This is a genomic window from Streptomyces sp. NPDC013157 (assembly GCF_042899865.1).
GTDB lineage: Bacteria > Actinomycetota > Actinomycetes > Streptomycetales > Streptomycetaceae > Streptomyces.
Genome location: NZ_JBIBAK010000004.1, coordinates 30,906 through 45,152 on the forward strand (window position 1 = coordinate 30,906; position 14,247 = coordinate 45,152).

General features: G+C 70.1%; 11 protein-coding genes. 5 read left to right on the top strand and 6 right to left on the bottom strand.

Going from position 1 to position 14,247, the window contains the following annotated elements:
* Positions 1 to 103: 103 nt before the first annotated feature.
* Positions 104 to 679, bottom strand: a complete 576-nt coding sequence (locus tag ACFY6U_RS13465) for an NUDIX hydrolase (RefSeq protein ID WP_390037729.1) — start codon at positions 677 to 679, stop codon at positions 104 to 106.
* 24 nt (positions 680 to 703) lie between these two features.
* Positions 704 to 1,486 (bottom strand): hypothetical protein, encoded by a 783-nt coding sequence (locus ACFY6U_RS13470; protein WP_390037731.1) that lies wholly within the window; start codon positions 1,484 to 1,486, stop codon positions 704 to 706.
* 184 nt (positions 1,487 to 1,670) lie between these two features.
* On the opposite strand from ACFY6U_RS13470, the gene ACFY6U_RS13475 reads away from it, so the two are divergent.
* The 5 genes from ACFY6U_RS13475 to ACFY6U_RS13495 all read left to right on the top strand — a co-directional run bounded on the left by ACFY6U_RS13475 (position 1,671) and on the right by ACFY6U_RS13495 (position 7,080).
* On the top strand, positions 1,671 to 2,174 hold the full coding sequence (locus ACFY6U_RS13475; protein ID WP_390037733.1) for an ATP-binding protein: 504 nt from the start codon (positions 1,671 to 1,673) through the stop codon (positions 2,172 to 2,174).
* Positions 2,175 to 2,319: 145 nt separating this feature from the next.
* Positions 2,320 to 2,835, top strand: a complete 516-nt coding sequence (locus ACFY6U_RS13480; protein ID WP_390037735.1) for a LuxR C-terminal-related transcriptional regulator — start codon at positions 2,320 to 2,322, stop codon at positions 2,833 to 2,835.
* A gap of 184 nt (positions 2,836 to 3,019) precedes the next feature.
* Positions 3,020 to 3,838: an SAM-dependent methyltransferase gene (locus tag ACFY6U_RS13485; RefSeq protein ID WP_390037737.1), complete on the top strand. Its 819-nt coding sequence runs from the start codon at positions 3,020 to 3,022 to the stop codon at positions 3,836 to 3,838.
* A 106-nt stretch (positions 3,839 to 3,944) separates the two neighbouring features.
* Positions 3,945 to 6,293 carry an FdhF/YdeP family oxidoreductase gene (locus tag ACFY6U_RS13490; RefSeq protein WP_390037739.1) on the top strand — a complete coding sequence of 783 codons (2,349 nt, stop codon included), beginning with the start codon at positions 3,945 to 3,947 and terminating at the stop codon, positions 6,291 to 6,293.
* Between the two features lie 232 nt (positions 6,294 to 6,525).
* The gene (locus ACFY6U_RS13495; protein ID WP_390037741.1) at positions 6,526 to 7,080 is read left to right on the top strand and encodes a hypothetical protein; all 555 of its coding nucleotides are present in this window, start codon (positions 6,526 to 6,528) and stop codon (positions 7,078 to 7,080) included.
* Between the two features lie 95 nt (positions 7,081 to 7,175).
* On the opposite strand, the gene fxsT is transcribed toward ACFY6U_RS13495, so the two are convergent.
* The 4 genes from fxsT to ACFY6U_RS13515 all read right to left on the bottom strand — a co-directional run bounded on the left by fxsT (position 7,176) and on the right by ACFY6U_RS13515 (position 14,163).
* Positions 7,176 to 11,186, bottom strand: coding sequence for an FxSxx-COOH system tetratricopeptide repeat protein (gene fxsT, locus ACFY6U_RS13500; protein ID WP_390037743.1), 4,011 nt, complete (start codon positions 11,184 to 11,186; stop codon positions 7,176 to 7,178).
* Complete coding sequence (locus tag ACFY6U_RS13505) at positions 11,176 to 12,453, bottom strand: TIR-like protein FxsC (protein WP_390037745.1); 1,278 nt, start codon at positions 12,451 to 12,453, stop codon at positions 11,176 to 11,178. Before ACFY6U_RS13505 ends, fxsT begins: the two co-directional genes overlap by 11 nt.
* A gap of 313 nt (positions 12,454 to 12,766) precedes the next feature.
* Positions 12,767 to 13,984, bottom strand: coding sequence for an FxsB family cyclophane-forming radical SAM/SPASM peptide maturase (locus ACFY6U_RS13510; RefSeq protein WP_390037746.1), 1,218 nt, complete (start codon positions 13,982 to 13,984; stop codon positions 12,767 to 12,769).
* Positions 13,981 to 14,163 (bottom strand): FXSXX-COOH protein, encoded by a 183-nt coding sequence (locus tag ACFY6U_RS13515; RefSeq protein ID WP_351500802.1) that lies wholly within the window; start codon positions 14,161 to 14,163, stop codon positions 13,981 to 13,983. Before ACFY6U_RS13515 ends, ACFY6U_RS13510 begins: the two co-directional genes overlap by 4 nt.
* Between the last annotated feature and the right edge of the window lie 84 nt (positions 14,164 to 14,247).

The window sequence follows — 14,247 nt, forward strand, 5'->3', positions numbered from 1 at the left end:
TGTCACCCAGACGATGTCGCAGAATCCCGAGAAGGGTCGATTTCCCCGCCCCTGAGGCACCCAGTACGACGGCGCCGACGCGCCCCGGGAATTCCACCGTGGCTCACTCTTCCGGGAGGCTCAGGTAGCGGAGCAGCTGAAGGGCGCTGCGATCCTCGGAGATGCGTCCGTCGAGAGCGGCCCGGTGGACTTCCTCCTTGGGGTACCAGGACATCGAGATGTCCTCGCCCGCCTCCAGTTTCTGCCCCGCGCTGAGCACGTCCCACCGCGTGGCCACGAAGTAGTGCAGGTCCCATTTGACGGTGGCCCCGCACACGGACGTGGCCAGGTGGCGGAGATCGAGCGGCTTCAGGCCGACCTCCTCCTCGGACTCGCGGACGGCCGCTTCCTCGGCCGCCTGCCGCTCGTCGGCCGCCGTCCGCAGGAAACGCTCGTACTCCGGCAGTGTGTCGAACACCTTGCCGCCCGGCAGACGCAGGTCGTAGGCGTCCAGTTCGTGCCGGTACTCCGTGGTCAGCAGGATCCTGTCCCCGGCATCGAAGACGATCCGCGTGCCGGGGCCCCTGCGGGCCAGTTCGAAGACCTTCCGCTGCCCCTCGACGGAGACGTCCTGCTCCACGATCTCGATCAGTCTGCCGCGGTAGGTGATGCGCTCGTCATCCACCTGGATCGCGTTCACGTGCCCGTTCTCTCCTGTCTCTGGTCAGTATCCCTGCCCGGCCCAGATGCGATCGGTCGTCGCGGCTTCCCTGGGCTGCGAGTGTCTCTTCATCGCGGCCGCCAGCCTGCCGTCGTGCTCGGCGAGCAGTGCGACGGCCTCGCGGTGGGCGGGTGTGTCGTACACCGACGACGCGTCGACGCTCTCCAGGGCCGCGAGCACGGCCTTGTCGTCGATCTCCCCGGCGGCCGCCTCGGCGAGCCGCCCGACCATCGCGGCGGTGAGAGCCTCGGCGGGGATGCGGGCGTCCCACTCGCCGCCGGCGAACACCTCGTCACGGAGCGCCTCGATGGCCCGTCGGTCGTACAGATACCAGCGGAACTCCGTGCTCCCGAGTTCCTCCCAGAGCCGCCACGCGCCCGACGGGTACACGCTGAACGGGGCGAAGGCCTGGACAGGATTGTTGAACTGGTCGTTGTAGATGTGGGACACGAAGGCGAGGTACTGCGCCGGCCGCGGCGGAGCGGCTTCGCCTGCGCCGCCGTACGGCGACGCGTCGACGTACGACCTGATGCGGTCCCGCTCTTCGAGCAGCCGCGTCTCCACATATCCCGCCGGTTCCTTCTGCTCATTCCCGGCGGACCAGTAAACCCGGTTCGCCGCCGCGGCGACGGGGGCCGCTTTCGCGATGCTGTGCGCGTAGAGCCGGTGGTAATAGGCGGGGCGCCGGTCCATCTGAGGGAAAAGAGAACAGTCGACGGCCCGGTAGTCATGTCCCGAGACGCGTAACAGATGCGCCGCGAAATAAACGTGCGTCATGCTGTCCATGCGGCCTCCAGCTGTCTCCTGCGGGGATTCTTCCTGGACAACGCGCGACGGCGGGGAGCCGAGCGTAGCGCAGCCGCGGTGAAGGGGCACAGAGGTCGTACCCGTACCGGCGTCGCGCGTACAACAGCGTCGGTCGGTGCGTCACCACTGGTCACGCTACGCCACCGACGGGACCGTTGCCGGTATGACGAGCAACCCCCACAGCCCCACCGCACCCGCCCAACTCGCCACCCCCATCGCGCACTTGACCATCGCACCGGACCGTTCGCCCGACCGCGCGTTCGAGATGCGGTTCACCTCCACCCCACGCGGGGCGCGGCTCGCCCGCCGCCTGACCGCCGTCCGCCTCGACGCCTGGGACATCCCCTACGCCGGCACACCCCACGACGACATCGTGCTGATCGTCGCCGAGCTGACCGCGAACGCCGTGCGGCACGGGCATGTCCCCGGCCGGGACTTCCACTTGCGGGTGAACGCCCCGGCAGGCGCGAGGCTCGTACGGGTCGAGGTCAGCGACACCCGCGCCGAACGCGTCCCGTACGGCCCCGGTGCGGCCGGTACCGAGGAGACCGGCCGCGGGCTGCTCCTCGTGTCGCACCTGGCCACCCGATGGGCCTGGCACCCACGCCCCGACGGCCCGGGAAAGACGGTCTGGGCGGAGTACGCGCTTCCCGGCGGGCCCGGCTGACCCCAGCGGGGTTCAAGGGGCCGGCGAAGGCGGCCGGAGGCCCCGGAACGGCGCGACGAACGCCATGGGCGCCCGCAACCACCCGCCGGCCGGCGCCCACGCGAGCCACACCCCACCGCCTGCCCGGCGGCCCGCATCCGGCGCTGTGCGGTCTGCGCCGCCGTTCGCATCCCCTGCTTGCAACTGCACGGTCCTGCTCCGGGGCGCTCCGGGACGCTCTGGGGCCTGCCACGAGCAGGCCCTCGCGGCCGGCGCCGCCCTCGACGACGCCGGGCAGGCCATCGCCCACGCCCTCGGTACCGGCACCGGTTCCGCCACCGCGCAGGCCGCCGCACCGGCTGCCGCGAGCGGGCTGACCCGCCGGGAGGAGCAGGTCGCCGCGCCGGTGGCCCGTGGCATGACCCACCGCAGGATCGCCGCCGAGCTGGTGTTGTCCTCCCGCACCGTCGACAACCACGTCAACCGCATCCTGACCGAGCTCGGTCTCTCCTCCCGCGTCCAGCCCACGATCGCCCTGCTGAGGGACTTCCTGCCGGCGGCCGGGGTGATTCGGCTCGCCGCCGAGCCGTCGTGGACGTCGCCGGCCATCGCCGCGGCCACCGTCGCTGTCCGGATGCTGGTCAACGCAGGGTTGCGAACGGGCGTGGCACCGGCCGGCTGACCGGCCGCACCCCCGCTCATCCGTCCCCGTTCCTCGCCGCGCGGCGCGACGCCGCGCGGCGCTGACACGTCCGGTCCGCGACCGGTGAACCGGGCGGGATGCCATGAACTGCCGTACCCCGCAAGGGGGTTCGCCCTTAGGATGTGCCGCGTCCGATCCCCCGGCCGAAGGACGCACCCGCCCCATGACCGACCCCGTGACGACACCCGACCCGGCCGAGCAGCAGCAGAAGATCGACACCTCGGTGCCGCACTCCGCCCGTATCTGGAACTACTGGCTCGGCGGCAAGGACAACTACCCCGTCGACGAGGCGGCCGGTGACGCGTACACCGAGGTGTTCCCCGGGATCGTCACCATCGCCCGTTCCAGCCGGGCCTTCCTGCGCCGGAACATCGCGTATCTCGTCGCCGAGGCGGGTGTCCGGCAGTTCCTGGACGTCGGGACCGGGCTGCCGACCGCCCAGAACACCCACGAGGTCGCCCAGGGGCTCGCCCCCGAGGCGCGGATCGTCTACGTCGACAACGATCCGATGGTGCTGGCCCATGCCCGTGCCCTGCTCACCTCCACCGAGGAAGGCGCGACCGCGTACATCGACGCCGATGTGACGGACCCGGAGCGGATCCTCGACGCCGCCGCCAGGACGCTGGACCTCGGCCGGCCCACGGCGCTCATCCTCAGCAACATCCTGGGGCACGTCGCCGACCACGAACAGGCCCGTTCCATCGTCGGCCGGCTGATGGCAGCCCTGCCCTCGGGCAGCTACCTCTCCGTCAACGACGGGTCGCGCGGAGTCGACCCCGTCTTCGAGCAGGCCCAGGACGCCTACAACAACAGTGGCGCCGTTCCGTACAACCTGCGCTCCATCGACGAGATCGCCGCGTTCTTCGACGGCCTGGAGCTGGTCGAACCCGGTGTGGTCTCGGTGACGGAGTGGCGGCCGGAGGACGGTTCGGGCGGTCCGGAGGTCGTCGCCGAGCACGGTGGGCTTGCGCGGAAGCCGTGACGGCGGAAACCAGATCGCCTCGCCTCCCCGGAACGCCCTGCCTAGCATGGAAAGGACGCCGCTGACCCCGGCGGCGTGCACCCCGCGCCGGCGAAGGGTGAGAGCCGTGAGCACCTCCCACGACGAGCAGAAGCGGTTGCGGTCGGCGGAACCGGGGGGCGAGGAGCGGGTGGGGCCGCGGCCCGACGGGGAGCCGTTCTTCCATCCGTACCGCCATCCCGCCGCAGGCTGGGGCGCGGCCAAGAGCGTGAGCAAGTTCCTGGTGCGGGAGCGGGCGCTCCTGGACGGACCGCGGGCGATCATGAAGATGAACCATGAGGGGGAGGGGTTCGACTGCCCCGGGTGTGCCTGGCCCGACGACACGAAGGGGCTGCGGCTCGATCTCTGTGAGAACGGGGTCAAACACGTCACCTGGGAGATGACCCGGAAGCGGGTCGGGCGGGAGTTCTTCGCCGCCCATTCCGTGGGTGAGCTGGCCGGGTGGAGTGACTTCGCGCTGGAGGACCAGGGCCGGCTGACCGAGCCCATGGTGTACGACGCCGCGACCGACCACTACGCGCCGATCAGCTGGCGGGACGCGTTCGAGCTGGCCGGCCGGACGCTGCGGGAGCTGGACGACCCGAACCAGGCCTCCTTCTACACCTCCGGGCGGCTCGGGAACGAGGCCACCTTCCTGTACCAGCTCATGGCCCGCGAGCTGGGGACGAACAACCTCCCGGACTGTTCCAACATGTGCCACGAGGCCAGCGGGCGTGCCCTCACCGCCTCGCTGGGCACCGGGAAGGGGACCGTCGACCTCCAGGACTGGGATGCCACCGACGCCCTCTTCATCATGGGCGTGAACGCCGCGTCGAACGCGCCCCGGATGCTCACCGCCCTCGCCGCCGCCTACCGGCGCGGTGCCCAGATCGTGCACGTCAACCCGCTGATCGAGGCGGCCTCGCGGCGGACGATCATCCCGCACGACTTCGTGGACATGGCGGCCTGCCACTCGACCCGTACCGGCACCCTCGACCTCCAGGTGCGCGTCGGCGGCGACATGGCGCTGTTGCGCGGGATCGCCAAGGCCGTCCTCGACCAGTCGGCGTCCGACCCCAAGGCACTCGACCAGGAGTTCGTCGACCGGTACACGAGCGGGTTCGAGGACTACCGGAAGGTGTGCGAGGCCACGTCCTGGGAGGAGATCGAGCGGCAGTCCGGCGTCAGCCGTGCCGACATCCTCCGCGCGGCCCGGATCTACCGGGACGCCGACCGCAGCATCGTCAGCTGGTGCCTCGGCGTCAGCCAGCACGAGCACGGGGTCGACACCGTACGGGAGATCGTCAACGTGCTGTTGCTGCGGGGCAACCTCGGGCGGGAGGGTGCCGGGCCCTCGCCCGTGCGGGGGCACAGCAACGTGCAGGGCAACCGTACGTGCGGCATCGACCACCGGCCGACCGGCCAGTTCCTGGACCGGCTCGCCGCCGTGTGCGAGATCGATCCGCCCCGGGAGCACGGGCTCGACACCGTCGGCACCATCCGGGCGATGCTCCGCGGCGACGTCAGGGTGTTCGTCGGCATGGGCGGCAACTTCGCCCTCGCCGCGCCCGACACCCGCGCCACCTACGAGGCCCTGCGCACCTGCGACCTCACCGTCCAGGTGAGCACCAAGCTCAACCGCAGCCACCTGGTCCACGGCCGGCAGGCGCTGATCCTGCCCTGCCTCGGCCGCACCGAGAAGGACCACCAGCGGTGCGGCATCCAGAGCACCTCGGTCGAGGACTCCATGAGCATGGTGCACCTGTCGGTCGGGATGAAGAAGCCGGCTTCCGCGCACCTGCTGTCCGAGCCCGCCGTCATCGCCGGGATCGCCCGCGCGGCGCTTCCCGACAGCACCACGCCCTGGGCCTGGTACGTCGAGGACTACGACCGTGTCCGCGACACCATGGCCCAAGTCCTGGACGGCTTCGAGGACTTCAACCGGCGGGTGCGGCTGCCGCTGGGCTTCCGGATCCGGCAGCCCGCGCGGGAACTTGTCTTCCGTACGGCCTCCGGGCTCGCCGAGTTCTCCTCGGCGCCGCTGCCCGACGTCGTACCCGCGCCCGGGACGCTGGCGCTGGGCACCATGCGCTCCCACGACCAGTGGAACACCACCGTCTACTCCGACAACGACCGCTACCGGGGGATCAAAAACCTCCGCACCCTCGTCTTCATGAACGCGGCCGACATGCGGGAGCGCGGCATCGCGGAGTTCGATCCGGTGGACATCGAGAGCACGGCCAAGGACGGCAGCACCCGTGTGCTGAACGGGTACCTCGCCGTTCCGTACGACCTGCCCCGCGGCTGTGCGGCCGGGTACATGCCCGAGATGAACGCGCTGATCGCCCTGTGCGACTACAGCGAACAGAGCGACCAGCCGTTGATGAAACACATCCGGGCGACGATCGCACCGGCGGCCGCCGCAGCCGCTTCCTGAAGCGGTCCCGTTCCGGTCAGGGCGCCACGGTCGTCGAGGCGCCGGGCAGCCAAGCCGGCCATGTGTCACGGCCCGAGGTGGCCGTCGATGTCATCGAACGGGCCACCGCCGCCCGTTGAGACACCCGACGGCCCGAGTCATCCCCGCGGGACGCCTTGTGTGCGTACGCTGTTCACCGCGCGGAGCACATCGGCGTGGCCGCGCGGAGCACATCGACGAGAGGCCCGACCCTATGTCCGAGACACCCGGCACCGAGCTGGCGTCCGAGTACAGCGCGCGGATCGCGCAGGACCTCGAAGTCAACGCCCAGGAACAGGACCGCCTCGCCACCGAGATCGCCGCCCTGGAAGAGCAGTTGCGCGCGGTACGGGAGAACAGGGTGGTGCTGGAGCGGCTGCAGCAGGCACTCACCCCGCAGTCCGCCGCCTCCGCCTCCCTCTCCGCACCCGCACCCGCACCCGCAACGCCCGACGCGGACACCGATGCCGTCGTACCGCACCAGCGGACCGAGGCCGCTCCGGACCGCCGTGACGTCGCGAAGCCGGGTCCCGCGGAGACGAAGCCGAGCCTTGTCGAGGCCGTCCACGCCTATCTCGCCGAGCAGCGGGAGCCGCGGTCCGCGACCGACGTCGCCGAGGCGATCAGGGCCGTCCAGCCCGGCCGCACCATCAAGACGACGGTGATCCGTACGACGCTGGAGAACCTGGTCGCCAGGAACCGGGCCCGGCGCACCAAGCAGGGCCGGGCGGTCTTCTACACCGTCGTGACACCGGAGGCCGGTGCCTGACACCGCTCCCGGTACGCCCGGGACATATGTCCGCCGTTCGCGGACGTGTGGGGCGGCGGACTCGTCCGCCGCCCCTCCTCGCCCCGCAGCGCCGGTCAGGTGACGGGCGGCTCGATGTCCGCGTCGATCGCGCGCCACGCCGTGACGGACCGGGTCATGGGGTGCTCGGCGCCCAGTTCCTTGCTCTCCCGGGCCCGCCGTTCGGCTTCGTCGTGCAGCCGCTGGGCCTCGTCCCGTTCGACCTGACGGAGCAGGGCCGCGAGGTTCGAGGCCCCGGCGATCGCCAGATAGTGGTCGGGACCGAGTACGGTGCTCAGCCCCTCGTACGCTTCGCGGGCCAGCGTGACGGCCTCCTGCTGCCGGTCGTTCTCCTCCGACAGGTCCGTGGCGTGGTTCAGCATGCAGGTGAGGGTGTACGGGTGCTCGGGGCCGAGCAGGCGCCGCAAGCGGTCGAGGGTCTGGGCCGACAGCCGGAGCGCCTCCTCCCGCTCGCCCGTGAGGCGCAGCAGGATCGCCAGGTTGGTGGCGCTGGTGAGGGTGAACACGTGGTCCGGGCCGAATCCGCGCTCGTAGCGGTCGAAGGTGTCCTTGGCGAGGTTCCGCCCGTCGACGGCGTCGCCCCGGTCGTACCGGTCGGAGCACAGGTTCGTCGCGACGGCCAGGGTGTCGGGGTGGTCGTCGCCGAGCACTTTCCGGCACCGGTCGTACGTCTCGGTGGTCAGCGTGTAGGCCTTCTGGAAGTCGCCGAGGCGGCGGTAGAGGATGGCCGCCCCGAGCGAGGCCCGGAACGTGACCAGGTGATCGTCGCCGAGCGCATGCCGACTGCGCTCCAGGGTGTCCTCGATGAGCTTCAGCGCCTCGTGGAACTCCCCGGCGGCGCGCAGGTCCCGGGCGTAGTTCGTGGCCGAGTTGAGGGTGGCGCGCTGGTCCGGTCCCGAGATCTCCTGGAACTGCTTGAGGACTTCGCGGTTGGTCCCGCGCGCGTCCTCCCGGTTGCCGGAGAGGAACTCGGACACGGCGAGGTTGTTCTTGGCCGACAGCGTCCGGCTGTGGGTCTCGCCGTACACACGACGCGCACGCTCCAGGGTCTCCCGGTCGCGCTCCATGGCCGCCTCGTAGCGCCCCGCACCGCGCAGGTCGGCACCCAGGCTCATGGCCGCGTTCAGCGTGTACATGTGGTCCTCACCGAGGGCGCGCTTCCCGCGTTCGTAGGCGTCGCGGGTGATCGCGAACGCCTCGGGCAGCCGGCCCTGGTCACGCAGCGCGTTGCCGAGTTCGGTGCGCATCTGGAGCACCAGCGCCTCGTCCTCCCCGAACCGCGAGGTCCAGGTCTCCAGCACGCGCTCGGCCGTCTGGCTCGCGGTGGCGGGGTCGCCGCTGCGCCACAGGTAGCGGACCGTGTCGCAGATCCACTGCCGCACCTCTGCGTCGTCGCTCTCCTCGGCCTGTGTGGGCCGCAGGTGGGGCAGCAGCGCCGCGTACTGGCGCCAGTTGTCGGTCTCGTCCGGGTTGCCGGGGTTGCCCTCGCCCAGGACGGCGTGGACGCGCTTGCGCATCTCCTGCTGTTCCTCGGCGCTGAACTGGTCCCTCAGGACCCGCTGGACCAGCCGGTGCAGGGTGAGGGTGCTCGCGCGCTCGTCGATCTGCGCGAGCCCGTTGCGTTTGATCTCGCCGTACAGCGGGATCATCATCTGCCGGTTGGCCAGGCCGGCGTCGTCGCGTTGCAGCAGCTGGCGGGAGGTCTTGTTCTCCAGCAGGGTCTGCGGGATGGGATCCGGGCCGAAGAACGCGCACAGCTGGAGGAGCGCGGCGGCCGCGGGCATCCGCTCCCGCAACTGGTTGAGCGAGAGCAGCCAGGTGGCCGCTGCGGGAGTCGGGTATTCGGGCGCAGGCTGGCTGCGCAGGATGTCGGTCATCTGGCTACGAAGCATCTCCACGTAGGTGTCCACGGGCAGGGCCGACTGCTGGAGCGAGGCCGCGGCGAGGCTGACGGCGAGGGGGAAGTCCCCCAGCTCCTCCGCCACCCGGTCCGCTTCCGCCCATTCCAGGCGGCGGTTGTAGCGGCGGAGCAGGTCCACGCTCTCGTCCCGGCTGAAGAGGTCGACCTCAAGGCGCTCCGCGCGCTCGTCCCACCCGGGGTTGCGGGAGGTGATGAGGACGTGTCGGCCCGGTCCGCTCTCGGGAAGCAGCTCGTTCAGATCCGCGGCGTTCTCGGCGTTGTCGTAGACGAGGAGCCACCGGGAGTGAGGAGGCGTGCCCTGGCGCAGCCTGTCCAGCACGTCACCGCATATCGCCCGCAGGTCCTTGCCGCCGGTGGCCAGCCCGAGGTGCCCGGCCAGTGCGCTGAGGTCCTGGCGGATCTGCTGTTGCTCCGAGGCGTTGATCCACCAGACCACGTCGTAGTCCGACGCGAACCTGTGCGCGTACTCCAGGGCGATCTGCGTCTTTCCGACACCGCCGAGCCCGTAGAGGGCCTGGGGAAGCACGGCGGTGGCACCGCCCGAGAGCAGGCTGTCCCGCAGCCGCTCGATCAGCTCCCGGCGGCCGGTGAACACGGCGTTGCGCTGGGGGAGTCGGGACACTTTCGGAGGAGTGCCCGGGAGCCTGGTGGACGTGACCGCGCTCGCCGCGATGCGCCCGGCGCCGCCTCCGGACTGCTGGTCCCGGTCGGCGGTGGTCAGCAACCGGAACACGGCGTCTTCGACGGACACCCCGACGAGACTGACGGCCGGAGACGTCGTGGAGAACCCCGCCGGCAGCGAGGAGTCGTCCACACGCACCGGGATGACCATGCCGTTCTCGCCGTTCGGATCCCTGCGGCTGACGCGCTGCCAGATGTCCCGGGCGGGCTTCAGCGCCGTGTACTGCGGGGAGAGCAGCACGACGAGGCGTGCTTCGCCGGCGAGGGTGCGCTCCACCCCGGCCAGCGCCGTGGAGGCGGCCGGGAGGTCCTCGGCCTCGACCGGTGCGAGCTTCGCCTCGAAGCCCGCCGCCCGGAACGTGGCCGCGGCCCAGTCCGCCCACAGACGGTCCGGCGCCGCGTAACTGATGTAGAAGTCCTTGCGGCTGATGGGCGAGTTGCGCTCGTACTCCCTGCGCAGCCGCTGCCGGTAGGTCTCGGACATGTTGCTCAGCCGGGTCACCGCGTTGTCGGTCAGCCGTGCGGTGAGCCGTTCGAAGGCGGCCAGCAGCGTACCGTCCTGACGGCGTTCCCCTACGGTGGCGGGAATCTCCTCGTACGCGTAGCTGGCCTTGTACGGGATCTCGACGCTGTTCCAGTAGACCTCGCGCTCGTCCTCGGGCATCCAGTCCAGGTACCGGGCGAACAGGCTGCGGGCCTGGTACCGCCCGGCCTCCAGGCGGTCGCGGCCGGCGTCCTCGACGCGCATGGGCACTGGCACGATCCGGATGTCGCGCTGCGGGTTGGACTGCAGGCGGATCGACTCCGCCACCTGGACGGCGCCGTTGACACCCTGTCGGCTCAGGGTGAAGCAGTCGACCACGATGTCGGGCAGCACCATCGTGCAGATGCCCGCCGTGTCGCTGAAACCGGTCCTGCTGTCGATCAGCACGTAGTCATAACGCGCCGCGAGTTCCTCACGCAACGCGGTCAGCAGGTTGTTGCCTCCTACGCGGTAGAACATGCCCCAGTCGAAGGTGCCGACCTTGACGGCGTACGTCGCCGGGTCCTGCGCACCGGCCGGCAGCAGGTCGAGTTTCCCGCCGGGCGGAAGCCGCAGGTCCGTTCCCACGATGTACTCGTCGATCCGGGCATGCTGCTGGAGGTCGGCGACGTCGGGCAGCGGAGGTGCGAGCGCACCGCCGCTCTCGGACCGGGAACCCACGGTCTGCGCCTTCGCCTTCTCGGCGAAACTCTGGACCAGCTCGATCACGCCCGAGGTCTCGGTGAGTTCGGGGTCGGCGAGCAGCGGCTGCAGATAGGTGTGGAGCCCCGGGGCCTCCAGGTCCCAGTCCACCACGAGCACACGCAGGCCGTTGCTGGCCAGGATCCAGGCGGTGTTGACCAGCGCCATGGTGCGCCCTGTGCCGCCCTTGAAGGAGTAGAAGGTGATGATGGTGCCCCGGCCGTGGTCGTCATGGGTCATCGGTCCTGCTCCTTGCTCCGGCTCTCGAAGGTGTGGGGCGGATGGCGGGCACGGCGTTCAGGATGGGCAATGGCGCGGGGGCGGTCCGATGATGTACCTCCTCCTCTCCCAGAAAAGAGAAGAGGTGGTTGCTCGCCTTGGCAACGACCGCATGGAGGAGAGCGTCGAAATCGTCTGACAAAGCACCCAACTGGACCAACGGCAAGGGCTCGCCGGCGCCGCTCGCCCAGTTCAGGGGGAACGCGCCGCGGACCGTCTCCCAGTAGGCCTTGCTCTGTGACGAATCACCTGCCTCGTCCGCTCCGCACGGGACGATGACGACACTGCCGGGATGGTTCTCCCGGTCGTACGCCCGAAGGGCGCTCCGGTACGCCTCGTCAGCCGCGGCCCACGCCTCCACCAGGAGGATCGCGACCTGTCCCTGCGCGCGGGCCCTTTCGAGGTGCTGACCGAGCAGGTACGAGACCGTCTCGGTCCGCACGGTCAAGCCGCTCTGCTCCAGAAGGTGCTTCGCGTGCGCCGCCAGCGGTTCCGCGTGCTCGGCGTGGAACGGATTCCAGTCGGCGGGGCTGTCGCCGTGGCACGGGCACCGGAGGTCCGCCGAGTGCGGGTGCGCTGTCGCGGCGGTCCGCGCGGCCACCAGCAGCACGGCGTGGCTGCCCGGCGCCGCGAGGTCGGACGCCGAGGGGAACGGGCCCGCGGCCTCCGGCGCCTTGAGATCGAGCCCCTTCGCTATGGGGATGCGGAAGTGTTCCGCCGCGATCAGTACCTGCTGTGCGAGGAGCTTCACGATCCGCCGGTACTCGCCGCCCGGATCCATGACCAGAAGACGTCTCAACCCCGACCGGGCGTAATCCTCGCCGAAGTCGATGTTCTCGTACTGTATGTGGTCGGCGCCGGAGGGTACGGCCGGTACGGGCTCCCACAGAACCGGGATGAGCGCTCGCGCGTCCACTCCCGTCACCTCGCGCAGGGTGCGCTGCCGGTCCTCGAACGCCTTCCACTCCCTGCCGCAGAAGTCGCTGCGGAAGTAGTCCGGGGTGTACAGGGCCACCATGGTGCGACAGTGACCGACGGCATCGCTCAGGCTGGCGTTCCAGTCCTGGCCGACCTGAAGGGACAGGACGTCCAGGTAGGGCCGGCCGAACGGTTCGCCGGTCCTCGCGCGTAAGTCGCGCAGTTCGGTGCAAAGATCGTCGTAAAACCGCTTGATCAGGACCCGAGGGCCCCGCCTGCGCGCATAGCTCAGGAAGAAATACGGTTCCAATGAGTCCCTGACCTGCAGCTTCCGCGGGGATCAAGTGGTGAAGCGGGTCACACTGCGCGCCTTGGAGGGTGTCCGGCGCCGGCGGAAGCGAGCACGAAACAATGGACCTCCACACCTCATCACCCCCCAACCGGTACCCCTCAGTCCTTGCCGTGGTAGAGCAGTGCCGAGACAGCAGACGATACCCCCCTTGCCCCGCGCGGTACCCTGATCGGCCCGAGTTCATATGCACTATCCCCATCCTCAAGGCGTTCAACTCTCCTTAGGCCGTCGCGTACTTCGCCGGCGGGGAGCGTGTCGGACCGTGCCCGGCTCACAGGGGGCGCACCAGACGCTCGTTCATGCGGCGACGCATGTGGGCGATGAGGGCGGCCAGATCCGCACAGTAGACCGAGGGATTGGCGAAACCGGTCGCCGGATGATGGCGGTGGGAGTAGAGGCCGCCCCCGCAGACGGCGGTGAAGGCGCAGTCCCGGCAGACCTGTCCGAGGCCGTGCGCGCCCGACTGGCGTCGGCGCAGGGTGTCCGTCGACTGGGCTTCGGAGAAGGAGTTCCGGAAGACGTCGAGTCCGGTGGCCGGAGCGCCGGGCGCCACGACCTTCAGGGAATCGGAGTCCTCCAGGGTCCCGTCGGACTCCACGACCACGAGGTCATGCGGTGTCAGTCCGAAGGCCTCCGCGTTCACGGGGTCCCCGAGCAGACCGGACATGAGTTCCTCGAACATGCGCACACGCGTCTCCTGTCGTGGTGCGTCGAACCAGCGGTCGAAGACGGGGATCAGCCAATGGGCGTACGGGATTCGCTCATGCCGCGCCTCGGGGTCCGGAGGATCGCGCGGAGGTGTCGTCCGGTCCTCGACACCGGGCGGCGGATGCTGCCAAGTGCCGTGCGGCAGAAGGAAGTCGATGCGCGGAGGGGCGAACTCCAGGAGCGCCTCGTAGGTTTCGACGGGGTCGTTGGCCAGATCCACGACGCACAGGAGCCCGACGAACAGGTCGCGGTACCTGGGGCGGCCGAGGAGTCTCAGCGCCGCGGCCACCCGTGGATGGCTCGGGCGGCCGTCCCCGAACCGGCGGTGCCGGTCGTGTGCCGCGGGAGAGCCGTCGAGGCTCACCGACACCTCGACCCGGTGATCGCGCAGCAACTCGAGGAAGCCCGTGTCGAGGAGCGTCCCGTTCGTCTGCAGCGAGAAGTGGAAGCGGACCACCGGGTCGAGACGTTCGTGGAGGATGCCGAGCAGTTCGGAGAGGTGTTTCCTGCCCGCCAGCAGCGGTTCCCCGCCGTGCAGGATGATCCGCACGGACGGCAGCCGGTGCTCCAGAGCATGGTCGACGATGCGGTCCGCGGCCCGCCGCACGGTGTCCAGGCTCATCACGACGGGCCGTTCTCGCCAGCTCTGGTCGGCGGCGAAGTAGACGTAGCAGTAGTCGCAGGACAGGTTGCACCTGCTGTGGATCTTCAACAGGAACTGCCGTAAGGGAACCCCCGGTGGACACCCCGGTTCGGCGGGGCCGAGCTCCCGCCCGGTCACAGTGCGCTGTTGAAGACGACGTCGGCTGTTACCTGCGGACTGTCGGGTTTCTGAAGGTGGCGCTGTAGGGCAAGGCCGAACGGCGTGTTCGTGTCGGCCAGTGCCGCCAGCAGATCGGGCGAGAGCCCGGTGACGTCCACCAGGCTTGCATTGCGGCTGCTTTGCTGAGGCGCATCCATCGGTTGTTGCTCCCCCTGACCCTGAGCGTCTGAGTGGTGCCGAGTGCCGAGATGTCGCACCGATACGTTCCATGTCCATGCTCT